The organism is Paracoccus sp. Ld10 (assembly GCF_045064235.1).
Lineage (GTDB): Bacteria > Pseudomonadota > Alphaproteobacteria > Rhodobacterales > Rhodobacteraceae > Paracoccus.
The window spans coordinates 75857-100454 of sequence record NZ_JBISHD010000032.1 but is presented as its reverse complement, the minus strand read 5'-3'; the positions used below and the strand labels follow the sequence as shown (position 1 = coordinate 100454).

At 62.7% G+C, this 24598-nt stretch carries 20 protein-coding genes and 1 tRNA gene; 13 read left to right on the top strand and 8 right to left on the bottom strand.

The window, feature by feature from the left end:
• Window positions 1–34 precede the first annotated feature (34 nt).
• From ACJJVR_RS14330 to metK, 6 genes are all read left to right on the top strand, one after another.
• Window positions 35–580, top strand: coding sequence for a DUF1285 domain-containing protein (locus ACJJVR_RS14330; RefSeq protein WP_405405558.1), 546 nt, complete (start codon window positions 35–37; stop codon window positions 578–580).
• Window positions 581–1339, top strand: a complete 759-nt coding sequence (locus tag ACJJVR_RS14325; protein WP_405405557.1) for a hydroxypyruvate isomerase family protein — start codon at window positions 581–583, stop codon at window positions 1337–1339.
• Window positions 1340–2007: 668 nt separating this feature from the next.
• Window positions 2008–3828 (top strand): translational GTPase TypA, encoded by a 1821-nt coding sequence (gene typA / locus ACJJVR_RS14320; protein WP_405405556.1) that lies wholly within the window; start codon window positions 2008–2010, stop codon window positions 3826–3828.
• A gap of 254 nt (window positions 3829–4082) precedes the next feature.
• Window positions 4083–4727 carry a TetR-like C-terminal domain-containing protein gene (locus tag ACJJVR_RS14315; protein ID WP_405406459.1) on the top strand — a complete coding sequence of 215 codons (645 nt, stop codon included), beginning with the start codon at window positions 4083–4085 and terminating at the stop codon, window positions 4725–4727.
• Window positions 4728–4802: 75 nt separating this feature from the next.
• A complete protein-coding gene (gene ahcY, locus ACJJVR_RS14310) occupies window positions 4803–6188 on the top strand; it encodes an adenosylhomocysteinase (RefSeq protein ID WP_405405554.1) in 1386 nt (461 codons plus the stop codon).
• A 4-nt stretch (window positions 6189–6192) separates the two neighbouring features.
• Entirely contained in the window at window positions 6193–7371 is a 1179-nt protein-coding gene (metK, locus tag ACJJVR_RS14305) for a methionine adenosyltransferase (RefSeq protein WP_405405552.1), read from the top strand.
• 37 nt (window positions 7372–7408) lie between these two features.
• Here the strand turns inward: metK and ACJJVR_RS14300 are convergent, their stop codons facing one another.
• Entirely contained in the window at window positions 7409–7867 is a 459-nt protein-coding gene (locus ACJJVR_RS14300; protein WP_405405550.1) for a type II toxin-antitoxin system RatA family toxin, read from the bottom strand.
• 71 nt (window positions 7868–7938) lie between these two features.
• Between ACJJVR_RS14300 and ACJJVR_RS14295 the strand changes: the two genes are divergently transcribed.
• Window positions 7939–8118 (top strand): hypothetical protein, encoded by a 180-nt coding sequence (locus ACJJVR_RS14295; RefSeq protein ID WP_405405549.1) that lies wholly within the window; start codon window positions 7939–7941, stop codon window positions 8116–8118.
• A gap of 135 nt (window positions 8119–8253) precedes the next feature.
• Here ACJJVR_RS14295 and ACJJVR_RS14290 read toward each other — a convergent pair whose 3' ends face one another.
• Window positions 8254–9090: a neutral zinc metallopeptidase gene (locus tag ACJJVR_RS14290; RefSeq protein WP_405405547.1), complete on the bottom strand. Its 837-nt coding sequence runs from the start codon at window positions 9088–9090 to the stop codon at window positions 8254–8256.
• Between the two features lie 149 nt (window positions 9091–9239).
• On the opposite strand from ACJJVR_RS14290, the gene ACJJVR_RS14285 reads away from it, so the two are divergent.
• From ACJJVR_RS14285 to ACJJVR_RS14270, 4 genes are all read left to right on the top strand, one after another.
• Window positions 9240–9818, top strand: a complete 579-nt coding sequence (locus tag ACJJVR_RS14285; protein ID WP_405405545.1) for a YqaA family protein — start codon at window positions 9240–9242, stop codon at window positions 9816–9818.
• Complete coding sequence (locus ACJJVR_RS14280) at window positions 9815–10282, top strand: disulfide bond formation protein B (RefSeq protein ID WP_405405542.1); 468 nt, start codon at window positions 9815–9817, stop codon at window positions 10280–10282. Before ACJJVR_RS14285 ends, ACJJVR_RS14280 begins: the two co-directional genes overlap by 4 nt.
• Before the next feature lie 103 nt (window positions 10283–10385).
• Window positions 10386–13163 (top strand): DNA gyrase subunit A, encoded by a 2778-nt coding sequence (gene gyrA / locus ACJJVR_RS14275; protein ID WP_405405541.1) that lies wholly within the window; start codon window positions 10386–10388, stop codon window positions 13161–13163.
• Between the two features lie 59 nt (window positions 13164–13222).
• Window positions 13223–14311, top strand: coding sequence for an AI-2E family transporter (locus tag ACJJVR_RS14270; RefSeq protein WP_405405540.1), 1089 nt, complete (start codon window positions 13223–13225; stop codon window positions 14309–14311).
• Between the two features lie 42 nt (window positions 14312–14353).
• Here ACJJVR_RS14270 and ACJJVR_RS14265 read toward each other — a convergent pair whose 3' ends face one another.
• From ACJJVR_RS14265 to ACJJVR_RS14250, 4 genes are read right to left on the bottom strand one after another with little or no spacing between them, the layout of a single operon-like run.
• Window positions 14354–16816: a DUF3772 domain-containing protein gene (locus tag ACJJVR_RS14265; protein ID WP_405405539.1), complete on the bottom strand. Its 2463-nt coding sequence runs from the start codon at window positions 16814–16816 to the stop codon at window positions 14354–14356.
• Window positions 16817–16824: 8 nt separating this feature from the next.
• Entirely contained in the window at window positions 16825–17856 is a 1032-nt protein-coding gene (locus tag ACJJVR_RS14260) for a cysteine synthase A (protein ID WP_405405538.1), read from the bottom strand.
• Between the two features lie 39 nt (window positions 17857–17895).
• A complete protein-coding gene (locus tag ACJJVR_RS14255; protein WP_405405536.1) occupies window positions 17896–19002 on the bottom strand; it encodes an NUDIX domain-containing protein in 1107 nt (368 codons plus the stop codon).
• The gene (locus ACJJVR_RS14250) at window positions 18999–19856 is read right to left on the bottom strand and encodes a hypothetical protein (protein ID WP_405405535.1); all 858 of its coding nucleotides are present in this window, start codon (window positions 19854–19856) and stop codon (window positions 18999–19001) included. Before ACJJVR_RS14250 ends, ACJJVR_RS14255 begins: the two co-directional genes overlap by 4 nt.
• A gap of 108 nt (window positions 19857–19964) precedes the next feature.
• Between ACJJVR_RS14250 and ACJJVR_RS14245 the strand changes: the two genes are divergently transcribed.
• Together ACJJVR_RS14245 and ACJJVR_RS14240 are read left to right on the top strand one after the other, a co-directional pair.
• Window positions 19965–20054 (top strand) — tRNA-Ser (locus ACJJVR_RS14245).
• Between the two features lie 793 nt (window positions 20055–20847).
• On the top strand, window positions 20848–21213 hold the full coding sequence (locus tag ACJJVR_RS14240) for a hypothetical protein (RefSeq protein WP_405405534.1): 366 nt from the start codon (window positions 20848–20850) through the stop codon (window positions 21211–21213).
• Window positions 21214–21474: 261 nt separating this feature from the next.
• Here ACJJVR_RS14240 and ACJJVR_RS14235 read toward each other — a convergent pair whose 3' ends face one another.
• Window positions 21475–23421 (bottom strand): tripartite tricarboxylate transporter permease, encoded by a 1947-nt coding sequence (locus tag ACJJVR_RS14235; protein WP_405405533.1) that lies wholly within the window; start codon window positions 23419–23421, stop codon window positions 21475–21477.
• Between the two features lie 55 nt (window positions 23422–23476).
• Window positions 23477–24562: a Bug family tripartite tricarboxylate transporter substrate binding protein gene (locus ACJJVR_RS14230; RefSeq protein WP_405405532.1), complete on the bottom strand. Its 1086-nt coding sequence runs from the start codon at window positions 24560–24562 to the stop codon at window positions 23477–23479.
• Window positions 24563–24598: the final 36 nt, after the last annotated feature.

Genomic DNA, 24598 nt, shown 5'->3' with positions numbered 1-24598 from the left:
GCATAGGCAGTCCAGACACAGGCGACCAGATCGAATGGCGGAAAACGGTGACAAAAGCGTGAACTCCGATGGGTTGGTCCAGGCCGCGGCCATAGCGGGCAAGAACGGACCTGCGCCCGTCCACCTGTGGAACCCGCCCTATTGCGGAGAGATGGACCTGTTGATCCGCGCCGACGGCACCTGGATACACGAGGGGTCGCCCATCGGACGCCCCGCGATGGTGCGCCTGTTCGCCAGCATCCTGAAGCGAGAGGGTGACAGGTTCTATCTGGTGTCTCCGGTCGAAAAGATCGGTATCCGGGTTGAAGACGCGCCGTTTCTGGTCATCGATGCAGACATCGCCGACGACGCGATCACATTCACCACGAATGTCGGTGACCGGGTGACGGCAGGTCCGGATCATGCGATCGTCATGCGCGGCACGACCGACGTGCCGCGCCCCTATGTCCATATTCGTGGTGGACTGGAGGCGCTGATCGACCGCAAGACATTCTATCGTCTGGCCGCTGCCGCCGATCCCGGGCCCGATGGTCGGGCGGCGGTCCGGTCGGGCGGACAGTCATTTGCACTGGAGACCTGAATGCCGCAGTTCGCAGCCAATCTGACGACGCTGTTTACCGAACTGCAGATGACCGACCGCTTTGCCGCCGCGGCAGAGGCCGGTTTCGAGGGGGTCGAGATCCTGTTTCCCTATGACATCGCCGCGCCGGACCTGTACCGCGCGTCGGTCAAGGCAGGGGTGCCGATCGTGCTGATCAATGCGCCTCCCCCGAACTGGGCAGGCGGGCCCCGCGGATTTGCCGCCGTGCCGGGGCTGGAGGACCGATTTCGCCGCGATTTCGAACGAAGCCTGCGTGTCGCGCAGGTCCTGCATGCACGACATATCCATATCATGGCCGGACGCGCCGAGGGTCCGCAGGCGCTGGAGACCTTTGTGGCGAACCTGGCATGGGCCACGGCCCGCGCGCCCCATGCCAGCCTGACAATCGAACCTGTGAATGACACCGATATGCCTGGCTGTTTTCTGAACGATTATGGAATGGCCATCGACATCATCGACCGCATCGCCGCGCCGAACCTTGGGCTGCAACTTGACACCTATCACGCCCAGGTGATCACCGGTGACATGGGCGCGTGCTGGCGCAAGGTCGCACCGGTCGTGCGCCACATCCAGATCGCAGGACATCCCGGCCGGAACGAACCTGACGTGGGCTCTCTGGACTATCCCGCGCTGTTCGCAGAACTGGACGAATGGGGGTATCGCGGGTGGGTGTCGGCCGAATACACCCCTGTCCGCACGACGCAATCAGGAATGGGGTGGCTGCACCGCGCGCAATAGAGCGATAGCAATTTTCGTGTCCGGCAGGGAACTTACGCGTACGCTGCCCCGTTTGCTGACAGATGCGTCGCCGCGTCGCGCCCTTTGTCGCGGCAGACGCGCACAGCAAAAGGAATATGCTATGAACTCGATTATCTACATTGTTGGCCTGGTTGTTGTCGTTCTGTTCGTCCTGTCGTTTCTGGGCCTTCGCTAAACGGTCTGCCATGATCGAAAATCCGGGGCGAAGGCCGCCGGATTTTCGACTTATCCCGCTCTGCAAGAATAGTGGCTCGATTGATATGGCCATCCGCGTACGACGTTATGCGCCGCGTGTGCGTCAGTCTTGATAGATCAATTGGTCGGTAGAAAAGAGCCAAATAACCAGAGCAGATTCATATTTGTATACTGGTCGCACTGGCCACGTCACTCCTGCGTTTGCGCCTCCAAGAATGGGCGTTGATCCGTTAGCTTCGGCAGAGAACGATGTCATGCGCTGAGCGAGAGATGCTTCTGTTGCATTCGGCGCGGTTTAATCGATAGCTTGGCCTCAGAATCGCAACGAACACGACGGTACTGTAACAACTGGGACCTCCAATCGTCGTGTTGGGGGTGTTTCGCATTTGCGGGCTGGCATTCGCGGCCCTTATCGGCTAGGGCAACCGCGAAACCTAAAGATTAAGGCCGTCATGGATATCCGCAACATCGCCATCATCGCTCACGTCGACCACGGCAAAACCACCTTGGTGGACCAGCTGCTGCGTCAGTCGGGGTCCTTCCGCGACAACCAGGCCGTCGCGGAACGCGCGATGGACAGCAACGACATCGAACGCGAACGCGGCATCACCATTCTGGCCAAAGCGACATCGGTCGAGTGGAAGGGCACGCGCATCAATATCGTTGACACGCCCGGTCACGCCGATTTCGGTGGCGAGGTGGAGCGTATCCTGTCGATGGTCGATGGCGTGTGCCTGCTGGTCGACGCCGCTGAGGGCCCGATGCCCCAGACGAAATTCGTGACGTCCAAGGCGTTGGCGCTGGGCCTGCGCCCAATTGTCGTGCTGAACAAGGTCGACAAGCCTGCAGCTGAACCCGATGAGACGCTGAACGATGTGTTCGACCTGTTCGCCAACTTGGGCGCCAGCGACGAACAGCTGGACTTTCCGCATGTCTATGCCTCGGGCATCGGCGGTTGGGCCGACGAAACGCTGGACGGCGACCGCAAGAACATGGACGCGCTGTTCGACCTGATCCTGAAGCACGTGCAGCCGCCCAAACAGATCACCCGCGCAACCGAGCCGTTCCAGATGCTGGCGACCACGCTTGGCGCCGACGCGTTTCTGGGCCGCCTGCTGACGGGCCGGGTCGAAGCCGGGACGGCCAAGGCCGGTGACACGCTGAAGGCGCTGTCGCGCGATGGCGAGCGGATCGAGCAGTTCCGCATCAGCAAGATCATGGCGTTCCGTGGTCTGACCCAGACCCCCATCGAATTGGCCGAGGCAGGTGACATCGTCACCATCGCGGGCATGGCCAAGGCGACCGTGGCCGATACGCTGTGCGCCCCCGAGGTGGAAACCGCCCTGCCCTCGCAGCCGATCGATCCGCCCACCATCAGCGTGACCTTTGGCATCAACGACAGCCCGCTGGCCGGACAGGATGGCAAGAAGGTCCAGAGCCGCGTCATCCGCGAGCGCCTGATGCGCGAGGCCGAGGTCAACGTCGCCATCAAGGTCGAAGACACGGCAGGCGGCGACGCCTTCATCGTGTCGGGCCGTGGCGAATTGCAGATGGGCGTCCTGATCGAGAACATGCGCCGCGAAGGGTTCGAACTGTCGATCAGCCGTCCGCGCGTCATCTATCGTGACGAAGACGGCGTCCGGATGGAGCCGATCGAAGAGGCCATCATCGACGTCGACGACGAGTACACCGGCGTCGTGATCGAAAAACTGACCGGCGATCGCAAGGGCGATCTGGTCGAGATGCGCCCTGCAGGCGTTGGCAAGACCCGCATCGTGGCCCATGTGCCGTCGCGTGGTCTGATCGGCTATCAGGGCGAGTTCATGACCGACACGCGCGGCAACGGCGTGCTGAACCGGATCTTTCATTCCTGGGCACCTTATAAGGGCGCGATCCAGGGTCGCCGTCAGGGCGTCCTGATCAGCATGGAGAACGGCGTGTCCGTCTCCTATGCGCTGTGGAAGCTGGAAGATCGCGGCAAGTTCTTTATCGGTGCGCAGGAACAGCTGTACCAGGGCATGATCATCGGCGAACACAGCCGTGACAACGACCTTGAGGTGAACCCGCTGAAGGGCAAACAGCTGACCAACGTCCGCGCATCGGGCACCGACGAGGCCGTTCGCCTGACGCCGCCCGTCCGCCAGTCGCTGGAAGAGGCCATTGCCTATATCAACGACGACGAACTTGTCGAGGTCACGCCCAAGAACATCCGTCTGCGCAAGCGGCACCTGGATCCGAACGAACGCAAGCGCGTCGCCCGTTCCGGCGCCTGAAACCGTTAGCCTGCCAAACCACGCTAAAACAGGTCCATGTGCCCCGGCACGTGGACCTGTCCATTTAGATATGTCGCATAGGCGACACATCGTGCTATGATTGTCTCAACCGGACCGTGCATCCGCTAAAGATGTACAGCCGGGTTATCGCCACAGATTTATCGGCTGCTTTTCACGGAATTTTGGTTCCTGAAGCACATTCAAGTCATCTGTTTTCGTTTTGCCAACACTGCAACGGATCGGATTGCATCGTGATGAAATATCTAGCTGAACGCCGCGCCCCAAGGGGTCTGCACGACCGCGCCATAAGCGCCGTGATCACGCTGGTCCAAGACCAACGAAGGTACCCCCCGTCGCTTGCCTCGATCGCGCTAGCCGTTGATGAGCCCGTTGAAAAAGTGCGCGCGCTGTTTCACGATGACAGGGCTTTGTTGGTCGCCAGCGTCGAACAGGCACTGATCGTGCTGATCGACAGTTGTACCCGGGCGGTTGTACAGGTCGATCCTGACGATCCGCTGGCGCAGTTCCTCAGCCTGGGGAACACCTATCTGGATTGGGCATATCAACATCCGGCGCAGTTTCGACTGCTGCAGGACTGCCAAATGACGAACGCCAGAAACGAGCCGGCCTTGCGGCGCTACACCGACAGCATCACCGATCTGACGGTGCGGATGCTGGCCCGTGCCCGGGACAGCGGTCGTCTGCACCCGCGAGAGGATATTGCGATGCTGGCCCTGTCGGCGCGTTGCTATGTCATCGGATTGGCGCGTCTGGTTCTGGATGGTCGTCTGGTCGAATATTCGCCGGATGGCGATTCTCTGACGACGGCAAAGCTGTTGACGCATGACTTTGTGATTCGCATGGCGCGCAGCAGTCAGCCTTCAGTCGTAAGCATGTGACGGATTAGCCCCTTTCGGACCACTGGTGCATCGGATATTCCGGTTGCAACCTGTGAATGACCGAAGAGAACAGCTGTGACCGATTACATCATCAAGGACATCGCGCTGGCCGAATATGGCCGCAAGGAACTGGACATCGCCGAAACGGAAATGCCCGGTCTGATGGCGCTGCGTTCCGAATATGGCGCAGCCAAGCCTTTGGCGGGGGGCCGTATTGTCGGCAGCCTGCACATGACCATCCAGACCGCCGTCCTGATCGAGACGCTGACTGATCTGGGCGCCGATGTTCGTTGGGCGTCATGCAATATTTACTCGACCCAGGATCATGCCGCCGCCGCCATTGCCGCGGCGGGCGTGCCGGTCTTTGCCATCAAGGGGCAGAGCCTGGCCGAGCACTGGGACTATCTTGACCGGTCGTTCCAGTTCCCCGAGGGGCCGAACCTGATTCTGGACGATGGTGGGGACGCGACGCTGTACATCCTGCTGGGCGCTCGCGCCGAGGCCGGAGAAGATGTGATCCCCGTCCCGGAATCGGACGAGGAAACCGTCATCAAGGCGCAGATCGCCAAGCGTCTGGCACAATCGCCCGGATGGTTCACGAAGATGCGTGACCAGATCGTCGGCGTGTCCGAAGAGACGACCACAGGCGTGCATCGCCTGTACGATCTGCAGAAGAACGGCCAGTTGCCCTTCCCGGCGATCAACGTCAACGACAGCGTCACCAAGTCGAAATTCGACAATAAGTACGGCTGCAAGGAATCGCTGGTCGACGGCATCCGCCGCGCCACCGACGTGATGATGGCCGGCAAGGTCGCCGTCGTCTGCGGTTATGGCGATGTGGGCAAGGGGTCGGCGGCATCGCTGCAGGGCGCCGGTGCCCGGGTCAAGGTCACCGAGGTCGACCCGATCTGCGCGCTGCAGGCGGCCATGGACGGGTTCGAGGTCGTGACGCTGGAGGATGTGGCCGACAGCGCCGACATCTTCATCACCACGACCGGCAACCGCGACGTGATCCGGCTGGAGCACATGCGTGCCATGAAGGACATGGCGATCGTCGGCAACATCGGCCATTTCGACAACGAGATTCAGGTGGCCAGCCTGCGCAACCACAAATGGACCAACATCAAGGACCAGGTGGACATGATCGAGATGCCTTCGGGCAGCCGCATCATCCTGCTGTCGCAGGGCCGTCTGCTGAACCTGGGCAACGCCACGGGCCATCCGTCCTTTGTGATGTCGGCCAGCTTTACCAACCAGGTGCTGGCGCAGATCGAGCTGTGGACCAAGGGCGAGGACTACAAGCCCGGCGTCTATATCCTGCCCAAGGCGTTGGACGAGAAGGTTGCGCGCCTGCATCTGGACAAGATCGGTGCGAAACTCTCGGTGCTGTCGTCCGAACAGGCCGCCTATATCGGCGTGACGCCGGAAGGCCCCTTCAAATCCGACCATTACCGGTACTGATGTCATGACAGAATATTCGACCTTTACCTCGGAATCCGTCTCCGAGGGTCATCCCGACAAGATCGCCGACCAAATCTCGGACGCGATTCTGGATGCCATCCTGGCCGAGGACGCCCGCGCCCGCGTGGCGTGCGAGACCATGGTCAAGACCGGCGTCGCCATCATTTCCGGAGAGATCACGACCAGCGCATGGGTGGATCTGGAATCTATCGTGCGCGGCGTCATCACCGATATTGGCTACAATTCATCGGATGTTGGTTTTGACGGGGCGACCTGTTCGGTCATCAACATTATCGGCAAGCAGTCGCCCGAGATCAATCAGGGCGTCGACCGCGCCAGCCTTGAGGAACAGGGCGCAGGCGATCAGGGCCTGATGTTCGGTTATGCCAGCGACGAGACCGACGTGCTAATGCCCGCCGCGATCACCTATGCGCATCGGCTGGTCGAACGACAGGCGACGGTGCGGCGCGACGGCACACTGCCGTGGCTGCGCCCGGACGCGAAGTCGCAGCTGACCCTGCGCTATGACGTCGATGGCCGTCCTGAGGGGATCGATGCGGTTGTGCTGTCCACCCAGCACAACCCGGAAATCAGCCTGGCCGATCTGCGCGAGGCGGTGATCGAAGAGATCATCCGCCCGGTCCTGCCCGCCGAATGGCTGACGGACGCGACCAAGTTCTTTATCAACCCCACGGGCAAGTTCGTCATCGGCGGTCCCGTCGGCGATTGCGGCCTGACCGGGCGCAAGATCATCGTCGACAGCTATGGCGGCATGGCCCGCCACGGCGGCGGCGCGTTTTCCGGCAAGGACCCGTCCAAGGTCGACCGCTCTGCGGCCTATGCCGGTCGTTGGGTCGCCAAGAACATCGTGGCAGCAGGCCTGGCCAAGCGTTGCGAGATTCAGGTCAGCTATGCCATCGGCGTGGCCGAACCCACCTCGATCAGCCTGAACTGTTTCGGCACGGAAACCGTGCCGGTGGATAAGATCGTTGCAGCCGTACGCGAAGTGTTCGACCTGCGTCCCTTTGCGATCATCCGCGAGCTGGACCTGCTGCACCCCATCTATCGTCCGACCGCCAGCTATGGCCATTTTGGCCGTGAACCCTATGCGCTGAACGGTGCGACCGCGTTCAGCTGGGAGCGTACGGATAGGGCAGATGCACTGAAAGCGGCGTTGCTCTGATCTGAAAAGGCCGCCCTACGGGGCGGCCTTTTGTCTGTCAGCCATAGAGCTCGCGGGCCCGGTCTTCGAATGCCCGGACGATGCGGGACATTGCCTCGTGGAACACGACGCCGATCAACCGCTGTAGAATCGCGTTCTTGAATTCGAAATCGACGAAGAATTCCACATGACATCCGCCTTCGGGCAGATCCTTGAAAGACCAGCCGCTACGCATGTACCTGAACGGGCCGTCGAGGTATTCCGTGTCTATCTTCCAGATGCCGTCCTGTTCGGGCCACAGCACGACGCGGCTGCCAAAACGTTCGCGAAACACCTTGAAGCTGATCACCAGATCCGCGGTGATCTCCTCTGCCCCGTCGGGACGGGTCGTGCGCGTGCGGATGCGCGCAGCGCTGTTCCAGGGCAGGAATTGCGGATAATTTTCGACATCGGCCACCAGATCATACATCTGAAGAGCACGATGGGGTAGGTTACGGCTGTCGCGGTGGTTCGGCACGGGGTATCGCTCTTGAGTTTCGTCGCTGCGTCTGTTTCGATTCGGCACCGATTTAACAGGCAGGGCGCGCGATGAACATGATCTGGCTGTTGCGTGCGGCAAAATGGGCCCGCAACCCTCCAAGCTCCCGATCAGTGAAACTGGTGATAGCAATCATTGCGATCGGCTGCGCGATGCTGGCGTTGGAAAAGCTGGGTTGGTGGCCGGAATGGGCCACACAGGACCAAGCCCGGCGCATGCCGCGCTTATGATCAATCCCGCTCGCGGATCGGAACTGGACGCTGCTTTGGAGCGCCCAATGCCAAAGTGATGGCAAATGCGGTCAAAAGGCCCGCGAAAGTCAGGATCAGGGTCATCATCTTCTCCGGTCTGTCAGGCTATGGAGGTCACAGACCACCGGCACCGAACGTATCACACTGTCTCATATCGCCCGAGTCGAACCCGCGCTGCAACCACTCCTGACGCTGCGCCGCACTGCCGTGGGTAAAGCTGTCGGGCATCGGTGTCCGGCCCGCACTGGCCTGAATCACATCGTCGCCGACGGCTTCTGCTGCACGCATCGCCTCGTCCAGATCGCCAACGTCCAACGTGCCGAAACGTTCCTGCGCCTGACGCGCCCATATGCCGGCATAGCAGTCCGCCTGCAATTCCGTCGCCACTGACAGCTGGTTGGCCTGCGTTTCAGACAATCCCGGTTGCTGGGCTGCGCCAAGCGTGCCGGTCAGGTTCTGGACATGGTGGCCGATTTCGTGTGCAATGACATAAGCGGCGGCGAAATCGCCCTCTGCACCCATACGGTCCGCCATCATGTCAAAGAAATCCGTGTCCAGATAGACGCGCTGGTCACCGGGGCAATAGAACGGTCCCATGGCCGACGACGCGCCGCCGCACGCCGATTGCACGGCCCCCCGGAACAGCACCAGGGTCGGATCGCGATAGGCAATGCCCGCCTGATCCTGCAGGACGGGCTGCCAGACCTCTTCGGTGTCGGCCAGCACGACGCCGACGAACTGACCCCATTCCTCGTCGCGCTGGCTCAGTTCGGTGGACTGGCCGCCGCCCTGATCCATGCCCTGCACCAACGGTGTCACGTCGATCCCAAAGAAATATCCGACCGCCAGAACCACAAGGGTTCCGGCCACGCCAAGCCCGCCGACCCCGGCCCGGCCCATGCCGCGCCGATCGTCGACATTGCTGCTAGTCCGTCGTCCGCGCCATTGCATGCCTTAGTCCCCCTGCTGGCTGTTGCCCCGAACGCCCCGCCCCGCCGGGGGTTCCCCGGCACCATCACAGCGGCGCGACGTGCGCGCAAGATGCTTGACGTTGCGGCTTTCAGGGGGGATGCACGGGGGCACATGAAAAAGGGGCGGGTATGCTGCGCAGGCTCTACGACTGGACCATGGGGCTGGCGTCCCATCGCCACGCGAACGCATCGCTGTTCAGCGTCAGCTTTATCGAAAGCTCCGTCTTTCCGATTCCACCCGATGTCCTGATGATCCCCATGGTGCTGGCGCAGCGGGCACGGGCCTGGGCCATCGCGGGCATCGCCACGGCGGGATCGGTGCTGGGCGCCTTGCTGGGCTACTGGATCGGCGCCGTGCTGATGGACAGCGTCGGCGTGTGGGTCCTGACGATGTACGGCAAAGAGGCCGCATTTGACGACCTGGCTGCGCGGTTCGCCGAATATGGCGGATGGGCGGTGCTGGTCGCGGCGCTGACGCCGTTCCCGTTCAAGGTCATCACCATTTTCTCTGGAGCGGTGGGCTTTTCACTGCCCCTGTTCGTGCTGACCAGCATCGTGGGGCGCGCGGGCCGGTTTTATGTCGTGGCCGGGTTGCTGTGGCGGTTCGGGCCGCCGATTCGCGAATTTATCGAACGGCGCCTTGGATTGATGTTCACCATCTTCATGGCCTGTCTGATTGGCGGGTTTGCCGCGTTGAGGTTCCTGTGACGGGTCTGCGTCTGTCCCTGATTGCCGGCGCGGGGTCCGCATTGCTGCTGATCGCCGCGCTTGGGTTTCAGGCGGCAGGCTATGCCCCGTGCGAGCTGTGCATCCTGCAACGCTGGCCACACGTCGCGGCGGCGGGCATCGCGGGTCTGATCTGGCTGACCGGCCGGGTGCGGGCGCTGGCTGTGTTGGGCATGATCGCCGCGGGCGCGGCGATGGGTTTGGCGATCTATCATGTCGGGGTCGAGATGACATGGTGGGCCGGGCCCACACATTGTTCCGGCGGCATCGGCGATCTGTCGCGCATGACGACACAGGACCTGATGACCCGCCTGCAATCCGCCCCCGTCGTGCGCTGTGACGAGGTCGCGTGGCAGTTCATCGGCATGTCGATGGCGGGCTGGAACGCGATCCTGTCGGCGGGTCTGGCCGGCCTGTGGGCAATCGCTGCGCGCAAGAGCGTATAAGGGTGTTAGGCGGCGTGTTTTCCCGACCTTGGGGGCGGGGCGCGATTGCCCCCTGCGGCTGGCTCGGCTATACCGAACCCCAACTAGATGTTGAGGAATACCCGTGGCCGACACCCCAGAAGACGATCTGCCCGAAACCCCCGTAGACGGTGCCGCGGCACGCGTGGTGATGCATCACGACGGACCCGTGATCGACATCAGCGCCGAGATGCGGACCTCGTATCTGGACTATGCGATGTCGGTGATCGTCAGCCGGGCGATCCCCGATCTGCGCGACGGTCTGAAGCCGGTTCACCGCCGCATCCTGTATGCGATGGACGAGTCCGGCAACACCGCCGACAAGTCCTATCGCAAATCGGCCCGATCGGTCGGCGACGTGATGGGCAAGTACCACCCGCATGGCGACAGCGCGATCTATGACGCGCTGGTGCGGATGGCGCAGACGTTTTCGATGTCGCTGCCGCTGCTGGATGGTCAGGGCAACTTTGGTTCGATGGACGGCGATCCGGCCGCGGCCATGCGCTATACTGAAGTGCGCATGGACAAGGCCGCCAACTTTCTGCTGATGGATATCGACAAGGATACTGTCGATTTTCAGGACAACTATGACGGCAAGGACCGCGAACCGACCGTCCTGCCGGCCCGGTTTCCGAACATGCTGGTCAACGGTGCAGGCGGCATCGCCGTCGGCATGGCGACAAACATTCCGCCCCATAACCTTGGCGAGGTCATCGACGCCACGCTGGAACTGATCGCGGACCCGGACCTGCCCACGGAACGCCTGCTGGAGATCATTCCCGGTCCTGATTTTCCGACCGGTGCCACGATCCTGGGCCGGTCCGGGGCGCGTAAGGCGTATCTGGAAGGGCGCGGCAGCGTTCTGATCCGGGCCAAGACCCATATCGAGGAACCGCGCAAGGATCGCTTTGCCATCGTCGTCGACGAAATCCCCTATCAGGTGAACAAGTCCACCCTGATCGAGCGGATCGCCGAACTGGCCAAGGAAAAGAAGGTCGAGGGCATCGCCACCGTCCAGGACGAATCCGACCGCCACGGCGTCCGCGTCGTGGTCGAGCTGAAGCGTGACGCCACGCCAGAGGTGGTGCTGAACCAGCTGTTCCGGTTCACGCAGCTGCAGACGACGTTCGGCTGCAACATGCTGGCGCTGAACGGCGGCAAACCCGAACAGCTGGCCCTGCGTGACTTCCTGACCTACTTCATCAGCTTCCGCGAGGAGGTCGTCGCGCGGCGCACCGCGTACGAGCTGCGCAAGGCCCGCGAACGCAGCCACGTGCTGTGCGGCCTGGCCGTGGCGGTCAGCAATGTCGACGAGGTCGTGGCAACGATCCGCAGCAGTGCGGATGCCCCGCAGGCCCGCGAACGCCTGATGGAACGCCGTTGGCCCGCCCATGACATCGTCGAATATCTGCGCCTGATCGACGACCCGCTGCACCCGGTGAACGAGGACGGCACCTACAACCTGTCGGAAACCCAGGCCCGCGCCATTCTGGAGCTGCGCCTGCAGCGACTGACCCAGCTGGGCGTCAAGGAAGTCACCGACGAGCTGCAATCGCTGGCCGACAGCATCCGCGATTATCTGGCGATCCTGGCGTCGCGCGAACGGATCATGGCGATCATCGCGGACGAACTGCGCGAGGTTCGCGCGCTGTTCGCTGTGCCGCGTCGTACGGAAATCGTCGACTGGTCCGGCGACATGATGGACGAGGACCTGATCGAGCGTGAGGACATGGTGGTGACCATCACCTCGGGCGGGTACATCAAGCGGACCGCGCTGGCCGAATTCCGGTCGCAGCGTCGTGGCGGCAAGGGCCTGTCCAGCATGGCCACCAAGGAAGACGACATCGTCACGACGCTGTTCGTGGCCAATACGCACACAGAACTGCTTTTCTTTACCACCGATGGCATGGTCTATCGCATGAAGACCTGGCGTCTGCCACTGGCGGGCCGCACGTCCAAGGGCAAGGCGATGGTCAACATCCTGCCCATCGGCGCGGGTGTCAGCATCGCGGCGCTGCTGCCGATGGATGCGCCCGAGACGGAGTGGGAGAACTATCAGGTCGTCTTTGCCACCGATGACGGCGACGTGCGCCGAAACGCGCTGTCCGATTTCGGCAGCGTCCGGTCGAACGGCAAGATCGCGATGAAGCTGCCCGATGGCGTCACGCTGGTGAACGTGCGTTTGGCGACCGAACAGGACGACGTGATGCTGGTGACTGCGCAGGGCCGCGCGATCCGGTTCCCGACGACGGCCGTGCGGGTCTTCAAGGGTCGCGATTCGACCGGCGTTCGCGGCATCCGCCTGGCCGATGGCGATAAGGTCGTCAGCATGTCGGTCATCCGCCACTTTGAGGCCGATCCGTCCGAACGCGTCGCCTATCTGAAGATGCGCCGTGCGGTCGCCGGTGCACTGGACGACGGTGCCGAGGCGGACGAGGATGACGATACCCCCGAGGGCACCGTCACCCAGGAACGCTATATCGAGATGTCCGCGGCCGAGGATCTGATCCTGACCATCACCGCCAAAGGATCGGGCAAGATCAGCAGCAGCCACGATTATCCGGTCCGCGGTCGCGGGGGCCAAGGCGTGATGGCCATGGACCGTGCCATGCGCGGCGGGCCGCTGGTCGCCAGCTTCCCTGTCGAGAGTTTTGACCAGATCATGCTGGCCACATCGACCGGACAGTCGATCCGCGTGCCGGTGCAGGGCATCAGTTTCCGCTCGCGCAGCGCAGGTGGGGTGCGGGTCTTCAACACCGCCGCGGCCGAGGTCGTCGGCTCTGTCGCGCGCATCGCCGAACAGGGCGACGCGGTCGATCTGGATGTGGGCGATCCCGACCAGCCCGCACGCGCGCAGGACTGATATCATCGACCCGACCCCGGCCGACGGGGTCGGGTTTTTCCGATCCGCAGGGGCGTCATTTGGACCATTCGAACGAGACCGTGCTGAGAGAACGTCTGCAGACCGGGTTTCTAGGGCTGATCGCGTTTTCCCTGCTGATGTTCATGCTGGTGCAGGCCAAGTTCATCCTGATCTCTCTGGCGATCGCAATCATTCTGTTTTCACTGACGTCGGACGCGATCCACGCCATTTCGACCCGCCTGAGGGTTCCGAACTGGCTGGCGACGACGCTGGCGCTGATCGGCATCGCGCTTGGGCTGTTGTGGGTGTCCACCACCATCGTGGCACAGGTCAACGAGGTCGTGTTCCTGGCGACCAGCTATGCCGAACGTGCGCAGGCCGCCCTGCCCGCCCTGACCGAACGCCTTGGCCCCGAGGCACAGGAACGCATCATCACGGCATTGACCAATTTCAACATCACCGGATGGATCCGGTCATTGGCGGGCCAGGCATCGGGCATCCTGTCGGGCAGCGTACTGGTGATCCTGTTCGTGGGGTTCATGTTCGCCGAACAGGTGTGGTTCCCGCTCAAGATCGAACGTCTTGCCAATGACGCAGATCAGGCGCGTCAGATCCGTCGGATCATCACGTCGATCATGCACCGGGTAAACCGCTATCTGGTCGTCAAGACCGGCGTCAGCGCGGTAACCGCCGCCATCGTCTGGCTGGTGTTCTGGACGATGGGGCTGGAACTGGCGACGGCGGTGGCGCTGTTGACGTTCGTTCTGAACTTCATCCCATCGGTCGGGTCAATCATCGCGACGGTGATCGCGGTGATCCTGGCCTTTGTGTTGACAGGCGACACCACGGCCACGGTGATCGTGGGCGTGCTGTGCGCGACCACGCAGTTCCTGATCGGCAACATCCTGGACCCGATGCTGCTGGGTCAGACGCTGCGTCTGTCCAGCTTTGGGATCATTCTGTCGCTGGCCTTCTGGGGCGCGATCTGGGGCGTACCGGGAATGTTCCTGGCCGTGCCGATCATGGTCGCGTTGATGATCATCTGCGCGCATATCCCGTGGTTGCGCGGCGTCGCCGTCATGTTGTCGCGCGAAGGGTTGCCGGATGACGGTGACGGCGACGTTCAGTCCGGACGAATGGCCGCCTGAACCGGGGCACAAGGCGCCATGCCCTGTGCCCCAAAGAAACAATCAGCGTCCGTCGCCATCGTCAGGCAAGCCAGCGGAACCATGGCCGTCATCGCTGACGAGTTCCGGGCTGGCGGTATTCGGCACGATCGGAGACGTCACTGGATTGCTGGTCGGGTCCGACCCCCGCGACTGACCGGGCAGCGCCTCGGGGTTGCGCAGCCAGATGTCACGTTGGGCAAACGGGATCTCGATCCCCTCCTTGGAGAAACGCTGGACGATCGCGTGCAGCAGATCTGAGGTTACCCCCAGCCCGGTGCCGACATCGGCCAGGATCGCCCTGATTTCGAAATCCAGCGCGTCTGCACCCAGCCCGCGGAACAGAACTGCCGGCGCGGGATCGATGGATACCAGTGGATGATCCTCGACAATCTCCCGCAGAATGCGTTCGACATGCCGCGTGTCACTGCCATAACCGACGCCTACCGGAATGATGATCCGGCCGACCTTGTTGTGGCGCGTCCAGTTGGTCACCGGCTGACTGATCAGGTCGCTGTTCGGGACAATCACCTCGGTCTTGTCAAAGGTCTCGACCAACGTGGCGCGAACCGAGATCTTTTTGACGATGCCCTGTTGGCCGCCCGCGCTGATCCAGTCGCCGACGCTGACAGGCCGTTCGATCAGCAGGATGATGCCGCTGACGAAGTTCGACACGATGTTCTGCAAGCCGAAGCCAATGCCGACCGACAGCGCACCTGCGACGATGGCAAAGGACGACATGTCGATTCCGGCAGAGGTGATCGCCAGCAATGCCGCCAGAAAGATCCCGACATATCCCAGCCCGGATACCACGGCGTTCTGACCGCCCGCATCCAGCCGCGTCTTGGGCAGGATCGAGGTGCGCAGCATTCCCTGAACCCCGCGCGTCAAACCATAGCCGATTGCGAAGATGATCAGGAACGTCAGGATGGCACCCGGGGACAGGTTCACACCGCCAAGGCTGACACCCTGCCGGAATCGGACCCAGTATTCCGCCAGCTCTGCCCCCGAAGACCCCCAGATGATCAGAAAGAGCGGGACCGAGGCCAGGATCAGGCCAAACCCGGTCAACAACGGTGCCAGACCCTCGCGGGCGCCCTCGGCGCCGCGCTGCATCATGTCGAAAAGGTCCGCGGTGAAATCCTGCAGCAGGATCAGCGCCCCGACCAAAGCAAGCGAGAAAAGCCACGGCCAGACGATAAGGTTGCCGAAATTGACAAAGCCAGCCGCAGTCAGCACGACCGCGATGGGCGCCAGAATACGCGTCAGTCGCCCCGCCCACGCCGCGATCCAGTGCCGATAGGACAGGTCCTGGGTGACCGCGTCACGCGTCAACCGACGAAGGATGTTTCCCAACCGGAACATTGCCAACGCGGCCAGAACGACCAGAACCAGATGCCAGACGCCGGCAGCAGCATCATCGAACTGGACCGGGACACGGCCGACCTGCGCCTCTCCCTGTTCGTAAAGGCCCGATAACGGCAGGACGGCGCGGGCCAGGATGTGATGGATCGCCATCAACAGAGCCAGCGTCTTTACCATGCGGCCTGCGGACACGCGGGCATTCTCGCTCATCTGCAGCGACGTATAGGCGATGGCGGTGCGTGGGAACAGCGCACGGGCCATCCAGATACCACCAAACAGGATGATCGCCGCCACGGGCAGGGCATTCAGGAACGGTGTCGTCCAGGGACCGGGCAGGCCGGTTGCCTGAACGGCGCTGATGCCCAGATAGACACCGGCCATCGGTACGGCGATCTGACCCAGGGACACGACGAACGCCAGCACGGCCCTGGAATATTCCGATGCGCGGCTGGACAGGCGTGTGGGCAGGCCCACGATCCAGGCGCGACCATAGGTCAGGATCAACAGCGCCGCGACCAGATATGCTGCGACATAGGGCAGCCGGGGACGAAGATCGGCCCAGATTTCGGGCGTCGCATCGCGGCCAGAGACCTCTCCGCCGACCCCTTCCAGCAGGGCCAGGCCGTCCTTGGCGGCTGCGGCCCAGGATGCGGGCAACAGCGGGGACTGCGTCTGCTTTGCCAGTTCGACCGCCTGGCGCTGGCGGATGATTTCATCAATCTGGCCGATGATGGAGTTTGCGCGGCTGGTCGCCTCGGTCGCAGCGATGCGGGGGGCTTGGGCGGTGGACAGCTGCTGGTTCAGCTCTGCCCGGCGGCCGGCGACCTCTTCATCTTCGGACTCGCCTTCGGCGGGCGCGGCGCCAAGGGCCTCGATCTGGTTGCGCAAGGTCGCGATGCGGTCGCCGTTGGCGGTCTGGCCCTCTTGCAACTGGTCGCGCCAGTCGTCGATGCGGGCGCGCGAACGTACCAGTTCCTCGTTCGTGGCCTGGGGGTCAGCGGTCAGCGCCTCGGCGCTTTCGGCGACCTGGTTCCACGTGTCATAGTTGACGGATTGGGCGATGGCAGGCGCGGCGGTCAGGGCCAGCAACGCCACCAACAATGTTGCAATCAGATGTCGCATGAAACCTTTCAGTCTTCGTATACCTGCGGCAGATCGGGCGTCGGGCGGCTTAGCCATTCCGGAACCGGCAATCCCTTGGCGCGCAGAAAATCAGGGTTGAACAGCTTTGTCTGATAGCGGGTTCCATAATCGCACAGGATGGTGACGATGGTATGGCCGGGCCCCATCTCCCGGGCCATCCGGACAGCACCCGCGACGTTGATGCCGGACGATCCACCAAGGCACAGCCCTTCGTCGCGCAACAGGTCAAAGACGATGGGCAGCGCCTCCTGATCCGAAATCCGCCAGCTGAAATCCGGGGTGAACCCCTCAAGGTTTGCGGTGATGCGCCCTTGGCCGATACCTTCGGTGATGGAGCTGCCGGGGCTGTCGAATTCGCCGGTCGTATAGAACGAATGCAACGCCGCACCTTCGGGATCGGCAAGACCGATCCGGACGCCTTTGTGCTGCAAAGCGTCGGCCACCCCGGCCAGCGTGCCACCAGAACCGACCGCGCAGATGAACCCGTCGACCTTGCCGCCGGTCTGATCCCAGATTTCGGGTCCAGTGGTTTCCACATGCGCCTGACGGTTGGCCACATTGTCGAACTGGTTTGCCCAGATTGCGCCGTTAGGCTCGGTGAGGGCCAGTGCCTCCGCAAGGCGGCCCGAATAGCGCACATAGTTGTTCGGATTCTTGTATGGGGCTGCAGGAACCTCGACCAGGATGGCACCCGCCAGCCGCAGCATGTCCTTTTTCTCCTGGCTTTGCGTCTCGGGGATGACGATCACCGACTTGAACCCCATGGACGCGCCCACCAGCGCCAACCCGATGCCGGTATTGCCTGCCGTACCCTCGACGATGGTGCCCCCCGGGCGCAGCGTGCCACGCGCCACGGCATCCTTGATGATATACAGCGCTGCGCGGTCCTTGACCGACTGGCCGGGGTTCATGAACTCGGCCTTGCCCAGGATCTCGCAGCCGGTTTCATCGCTGACACGGTTCAGGCGGATCAACGGAGTATTGCCGATCGCGTCGGCCAGGTCAGAATGGATACGCATGGCGATCGAACCTTTGTTCACATGTGCAAGACGTCCCTTTTACCTATACGCCCCGGGGTTGGAGGGGCAACCCCGCCCTGCCGCCTGCAATTGCGCCAACATGCGATCCGCGCGGGCGTCCAGCCACAGCGACAGCGTGGCCAGCGGGCCGTTGGCAACCTGCCCCGCATCGACCAGCGCGGACAGCCTGGCGCGGTCCAGCAGGTGACCACGAATATCCTCGGCCTCGGCATCCAGCCCGTGGATGCCCGCACAGCCGTCCGGCAGGTCCGCGATACCGACATAGTGATACAGGAACTCGCATAACGCGCCGGGGCTGGGATAGGCATGGAATGCCGCAAACAGACGCTTCACGGTCAGGCCCGCCTCCTCCTGCGCCTCACGCAGGATCGCCGCTTCGGGTGTCTCTCCGGCGTCGATGCGCCCCGCGATCGGCTCCAGCAGCCAGGGCTGCGGATCGCCGCGCAGGGCCGGTGCCATGCGAAACTGTTCAATGACCAGAACGCGGTCGCGGACCGGGTCCCATGGCAGCATCACCGCCGCATCACCCGACAGAAACGCCTCACGGGTGATGTCCGCCGTTTGCCCGCCCTGATGCAGGGCATGCGTCAGAACCTGTCGTTCGACACCAAAGAACCCCAGAAACGGCTGGCTGCGCTGGAGTGTCCGCAGCGAGTCGGCCGGGCGCAGTGGAACGATCCCCTGCCCCGACGGTGCCATTGCCCGTGCCCGCACCCGGCTGGCCGCCCAGGTCCCCATCATCGGCAGCCGCCATGCCAGAAGCGCCGCGTCCGTTTCGACCGGCGCCTGCAGGATCTGCAGCGCGATCTCGGCGGCGATGCCATCGTGATCGTCGACCGGCGCATGGTCGCCGGAAGATCCACTGGCGATACCCATCACCTGCATGCCGCCCACCGTCTGCGCAACAAGGCCCATCACCGCAGCATAGCGGTCCAACTGCGGCGTCTGCGGCACCGCCAAGCCCGTGACATAGCCGCGCGCGGCAGTAAGCTGTGGCCAGCCGTCCCGCACAATCCCCGCGCGGGCGCCGCCGGTCAGGGCGCCGGGGACGCGGACCGGCGTCCCCATCAGACACAGTGCCTGCCTCAGCTGCGGCTGCGCCAGTGCGCCGACGATGACGATCATAACTGCTGGCCCTGACCGCGCAGCGCCGCTGCCATGCCCATGTCATACGATGTCTGGCCGAATACCCTGTCGAACCCCGCGAATAGCAACTGAGACAGCGCCTGCCCCTCTGGCGATGCCGCGTGCAGCGAGTAATCGGACAGTTCATCATCGCTCAGCGGGCCATAGGCCAGCATCAGAAACCCCTGCAACCATGCGGTCGCCTCCGCCTCGATCTGATCGCGCTGTGCCCATGCCTCGGCCATCAACTGCTGCGAATCCGGAGCCATGTCGAATCCGCCGCCTTCGGCATAGCCGCGCGAAAACGCGATGGCCGCGTTCAGCCCGCCCGCAACGTTGGGTGCAATCAGGTCGGCGCCATCGATCAATTGCACAATTTTCTCCGCGCGCGGATCGTGGTCCCGCAGCGCGCGTGCAAAATCCGCCCTGGCCTGATCCTCGACCCCGTCTTCCAGCAGGGCGCGCCGGGCCGACCCCTCCAGTCTGATGACCCGCCGACCCAACCCCGATCCATGAAAGGACAGTGCCCGGTCCACCAACAGCGGGTCCATGCGGGCCGCAGCGTCGCGCACGCCGGACCGAAAAAGCGCCTCCATCCGAGAGACATCGTGGATGCGCCCGACGACGCGGGCCCAAGGCAGGCCTCCCCCGGCGATCAGCCCCTCACCCTCCATCCGCGCGGCCTCGGTCAAGGCCTCCTCCTGCAGGATCGGCATCAGTGCAGCCAGATCTAGGATCTGCCATATACGGTCGGACGCATCCGCCTGCACCTGCACCAGCCTGATGTCGGATGGCTGCATCGACGCAGGAACGGATGGTGCCAGAGCAGCAAGCAATCCCAGAATGGTCAGCATGTCCCGAACCTTTCGCGAAAATATTCGACGCTGCGGAATTTTTCGTTCAAACCCTCTTGCGCTTCAACCCCCACCCCTCTAATTCCGCGTCACCACACCAAAAAGCGCGGAGAGGTGCCGGAGTGGTCGAACGGGGCGGTCTCGAAAACCGTTGAGCCTGCGAGGGTTCCGTGGGTTCGAATCCCACCCTCTCCGCCATTTGATTAGTAAGATTTGATCCTAAGTTATTGATAATTATCTCTAAAAATTTTTCATTTGGAAATAGTTGGAAATTTTGCTCCACATTTGCCTCGCTGGGTAGATGCTCGAGGTGCTCAAATTAGGGACGGGAGTGAAATCAGTCTTCTAGCTATCCAGAGGCGGAAGAGAGCTTCTCAACCGAATAACTAAGTTCCTCATCTTGCCACCACGCTGCCCTTTCAAGTGCTCGGCGGCCTCAGGTCAAGTAGCTTTCCCCATCTCATGTAAATACCACCAACGCGATCGCGTCATTCACGTTGAGAGAGGTTGCTTTGGTCGACATGACTAATGATTTCTCAATGCCGCCAGGTTCCCGGGGTAACGACACCTTGGGGGATGCAGATGCCCACAGAAGCAGGAGCGTCCCCGTTTACCGGCCATACAACCATTTTATAGAGCCTTTCAGTGTTTCTGTCATCGGCGCGCGGACTCGCATTTTGCGGCGTCATCCGTTGTCCCCGGCCCTTGGTTGAAACGACTGACCAGAAGCGCTGAGCCTTAATCGGCGGTGGCGCGGGTCGCGCCTGGTCAACCTAGAATGTGAGTTATCGGCCCTTAGCTGCCAGTCGACTCCCCGCAGATGCCATCGTGCAGTTTCCTCATACCGGACTTTCGGTGCCCTACGCGAAGTCGATCTTTTCACAATACACCCTATGTCCATCGAGCCCCCGTTTGCGTTGCGTGGCTGGTCCTTCGCCGGCCACGGGTTGTAGGATTAGCCCGGAAGCGGGTGACAGTGCGAAGACCAGCCATGAATATGATCAGGGTGCGTGACCTCCGGACAGGCTTCACCTACCGGTCTGCTTGGACCGGCTTTGCGAAGGGCAGAGGGCTCGATATCTCGAACGCGCCGATACTGCACAGCGCGCGGATCGGTGAGGACCAGGTCTATAAGGATCCATTTAAGGGACCCCGCCACGGCTTCTCGGCGAAATACGAGCAGTTCATTGAGGCGCTGCGCTTGAGAGAGCATGTCTTGGTCCGCCAAGGCGGCCGGGATGAGGCCGGCAAAATGTTCGGCACTGGCAAGCTAATTGCGATCTACGAGATCCTATCGCACGAGATCGACACGAAGGGCGGCGTCACGATCCGCCTCGGTCGGCGCATCGCCAGTTGAGTTTGGACCGGTGTGATCCATCCAGAGATTTGCACACTCGGCCCTTAGTGGCCGGTGACCCCCGCCAGACGCCATCGTGCAGTCTTCCCAGACCGGACGTTGGTGTTTCCTGCAGCGAGATCGCCGGAGCGGCCTCTGCTATGCAGGACGGAGGAAACGTTGCCTAAGCTTACTCATCGAGCATATCGTCAGCCAACACTTCAAAAAGCGATGACGGCCACCATAGATGATGGGCGCCAGCCGTAGGGTTGAGACGTAGAGTTAGAAAAGCAGCGGCGGAATCACACCCTCGGGTAGGCGCAGCGTCATCGCCCAGGTAATCCCGCTGATGAACCCTACGGCGCCGATCGTTAGGAGCGCTGCCTGCATGGGACGCGCCTTTCCGGCGACGACAAGGAAGGCCGGAAAGAAAATAGCCATGGCAGGCACAAACCCGATCAGCCAGACCAGCCCGACCAATGCCGCAAAGACCGCCAGATACATTTCGCGCCCCGACCAGACACCTGCCACGGCGGCGCTTGCGTCGTCGTCGTGGATCTCCGCAACGCGGCCACGACGGATGCTGAACACCACGCCCAGGGCCCCAAGCAGCGCGAGGATGCCGATGGTTAGCGGGAACACCATGCCGAGGAAGCTAAGGCCGATGCTTTCCACTAGACAGAACGCCGCTGCGGCGACCAGCACTCCGGCAAACGCCATCTGCCGACCCCGTGTCTTCTGATCCGCGACGTCACTCGCCCCTTCACTGGAGACCTCGGCACCATACCGCAGGCCCAGGAAGACCGAGACGACGGTGATGATGCCGATGATGATGACACCGGGCCGCATCAGCCATTCCATGCCATAGAACTGCACGGCCTGATACAGATAGCCCTCGGCTCCTGGCGCCAGGACGAACCCAATCAGCAACGCGGGACGGGGCCAACCAAAGCGACGCATGTAGATGCCGACCGCGCCCATGAGGATCAGCGCAACCAGATCGGCCATCGACCGCGAGGCCTGGAAGGCCGCGAACATGGCGATCATCACCATGAACGGGGCGAGATAGACGAACGGCACCTGCGTCAGGCGCGCGACCTGACGGGCCATCAGCACGCAGAGCCCGGCGCCGACGACGTTGGCGAGAGCCAGCGACCAGATGATCGTGTAGGTCAGGTCCAGACGCGTCTCGACCATGGTCACACCGGGCTGGATACCCAGCAGCACCATGCCGCCCAGAAACACCGCCATGGATCCCGAGCCGGGCACGCCAAACAGAAGGGTCGGGATCAGGGCTCCGCCCTGACAAGCATTGTTGGCGCTTTCAGGTGCGATGACGCCGCGCACATCACCTTTGCCGAACTGGCTGCGATCCTTGCTGGTCTGAACCACATGGCTGTAGGCAATCCAGTCCACGACCGCCCCGCCCAGTCCCGGCAATGCGCCGATCACGCAGCCCAAGCTCGCGCAACGCGCAACCAGCCAAGGGTGAGCCAAGACATCGCGCACGCCACGCATCCAGCCACCGCCCAAAGGTGTGCTGTTGGAGATGGCGGTGCCGCGCTTCAGCAAGTCGATGATTTCGGGAATGGCAAATAGGCCCATCGCCACCACGACCAGCGGCACCCCATCATAAAGGTAGTCAATCCCAAGAGTCATGCGCGCTTCGCCAGTCGCGGGTGCGGTGCCGATCGTGCCGATGACAAGGCCCAGGCCTGCCGCGGCGACGCCCTTGGTCAGACTGCGCCCCGACAGGACGGCCACCATGGACAGGCCGAACAGCGTCAGCATGAACAGTTCGGCCGACGAGAAGGACAGCACCAGGGGACGGGCCATCACGATGGCCACTGACAGAACCAGCGCGCCGATCAGGCCACCGATCAGCGAACTGGTGAAAGCCGCCGACAGCGCACGCGCTGCCTCGCCGCGCTTGGCCATGGGAAAGCCGTCCAGCACTGTCGCCTGACTGGCGCTGGATCCCGGGATCCCCATCATGACCGAGGTGAATGTGTCCCCGGTGGGGATGACCGCGACCATGCCAATCAGCATGCCCAGGGCTGCGGTGGGTTCCATTCCATAAAGAAAGGGCAGCAGGATCGACATCCCGGCAATGCCGCCCAGACCGGGCAGGATGCCCACGATCAGGCCGACCAGGACGCCAACGACCAAAAATGTCAGGTGTCCGGCGGACATGACCTGACCCAGTGCCGAAAGGGCAATATCGAACATCGTGGTTTCCTCCCCCACATGCGGTGCGGCGGGGCCGGCAGGCCCCGCCAATGGCTCAGAACCGGACGCCGTAATCCTCAGAGAGCCAGGTCGTCAGAAATTCCCGGATGGCCGGATCAACGGTCAGTGCGACCTGCAGGGCAGCATCGGCCTCGTCCCCGACCAGCTGGTCATAGACACCAATTTCTTCGCCGGCGCGCTCGCGGAAATCGGGGGCCTCGATGATCTGGCGGGCGGCTTCGGTATAGCTTGCGATCACCTCGGCCGGGGCGTCCTTGGGCAGAACCACCATCTTCTGCAGCGAATAGCCTGCGATCATCAGAGCCTTCCACGCCTCGAATGCCTCGCCCTCGGGTGCCGAACCCATGGCCTCAGTATAAAACTCGACGAAAGTCGGCATGTCCGGGAACGAGGGATCGCGGCTGACACTGCCTTCGGCATCGACAACGCCCATCGCGAACAGGGGCACGGCCTTGCCGCTGTCGACCAGCGGCGCCACACTGTTGAGATAGGCCGAGCTGGTCTGGAAATCGATTCCTGCCTCGCCGCGCTCGAACGCAAGACGACCGGCGCCGCGGCTTTCCATCCCGAAGACCGGGCGGATGTTCAGGCCCATCATCTTCAGAGCCAGCAGAACCGGCATTTCTAGCGCAGTCGCACCCTGGCTGGCGAACCGGATCTCTTCCGCCTTCAGGGCGTCCAGTCCCTCAGGGCCGGTCACGCCGTATTTTGGATCGGCGTAAACAACTCCACCGGTGGGCGATGCCAGGATCGCCGTCCAGTCGGCGTAGTCATAGCGGACGCGCGGATCGCCCAGAATGGCCGGATATTGCGTCGAGGCGGACGTGCCCAGGATCGACAGGCCATCGCTGGTCGCGCGGTTAGCAAACTGGTTCGCGCCGGTGATCGACCCTCCGCCGGGCACGTTCAACACCACGACATTCGGCTGTCCCGGCAGGGTCTGCGACAGCTGCGGGGCAAAGAAGCGCGCCCACACATCCGTTCCGCCGCCCACGCCGAAGGGAATAGTCCATTCGATGGTCTCGCCGGAAAAATCCTGCGCCAGAACGGTGTGCGGAAGCGTCAGTGCCGTTGCGGCGCACAGCAATGCGGGCCGCAGGGGGGTGGTGAACAGTTTCATCTGGGTCTCCTCCTCGATGATATGAAAGTCTTGGCG

What these genes read in the sequence shown, in the direction of transcription:
- ACJJVR_RS14240 (WP_405405534.1), top strand. Translation starts at nt 20,848, where the DNA reads ATGAATATGATCAGGGTGCGTGACCTCCGGACAGGCTTCACCTACCGG.
- ACJJVR_RS14255 (WP_405405536.1), bottom strand. Translation starts at nt 19,002, where the DNA reads ATGATCGTCATCGTCGGCGCACTGGCGCAGCCGCAGCTGAGGCAGGCA.
- ACJJVR_RS14330 (WP_405405558.1), top strand. Translation starts at nt 35, where the DNA reads ATGGCGGAAAACGGTGACAAAAGCGTGAACTCCGATGGGTTGGTCCAG.
- ACJJVR_RS14285 (WP_405405545.1), top strand. Translation starts at nt 9,240, where the DNA reads ATGCTGCGCAGGCTCTACGACTGGACCATGGGGCTGGCGTCCCATCGC.
- ACJJVR_RS14250 (WP_405405535.1), bottom strand. Translation starts at nt 19,856, where the DNA reads ATGCTGACCATTCTGGGATTGCTTGCTGCTCTGGCACCATCCGTTCCT.
- ACJJVR_RS14325 (WP_405405557.1), top strand. Translation starts at nt 581, where the DNA reads ATGCCGCAGTTCGCAGCCAATCTGACGACGCTGTTTACCGAACTGCAG.
- ACJJVR_RS14265 (WP_405405539.1), bottom strand. Translation starts at nt 16,816, where the DNA reads ATGCGACATCTGATTGCAACATTGTTGGTGGCGTTGCTGGCCCTGACC.
- ACJJVR_RS14235 (WP_405405533.1), bottom strand. Translation starts at nt 23,421, where the DNA reads ATGTTCGATATTGCCCTTTCGGCACTGGGTCAGGTCATGTCCGCCGGA.
- ACJJVR_RS14295 (WP_405405549.1), top strand. Translation starts at nt 7,939, where the DNA reads ATGAACATGATCTGGCTGTTGCGTGCGGCAAAATGGGCCCGCAACCCT.
- typA (WP_405405556.1), top strand. Translation starts at nt 2,008, where the DNA reads ATGGATATCCGCAACATCGCCATCATCGCTCACGTCGACCACGGCAAA.
- ACJJVR_RS14290 (WP_405405547.1), bottom strand. Translation starts at nt 9,090, where the DNA reads ATGCAATGGCGCGGACGACGGACTAGCAGCAATGTCGACGATCGGCGC.
- ACJJVR_RS14260 (WP_405405538.1), bottom strand. Translation starts at nt 17,856, where the DNA reads ATGCGTATCCATTCTGACCTGGCCGACGCGATCGGCAATACTCCGTTG.
- ACJJVR_RS14315 (WP_405406459.1), top strand. Translation starts at nt 4,083, where the DNA reads ATGAAATATCTAGCTGAACGCCGCGCCCCAAGGGGTCTGCACGACCGC.
- metK (WP_405405552.1), top strand. Translation starts at nt 6,193, where the DNA reads ATGACAGAATATTCGACCTTTACCTCGGAATCCGTCTCCGAGGGTCAT.
- ACJJVR_RS14230 (WP_405405532.1), bottom strand. Translation starts at nt 24,562, where the DNA reads ATGAAACTGTTCACCACCCCCCTGCGGCCCGCATTGCTGTGCGCCGCA.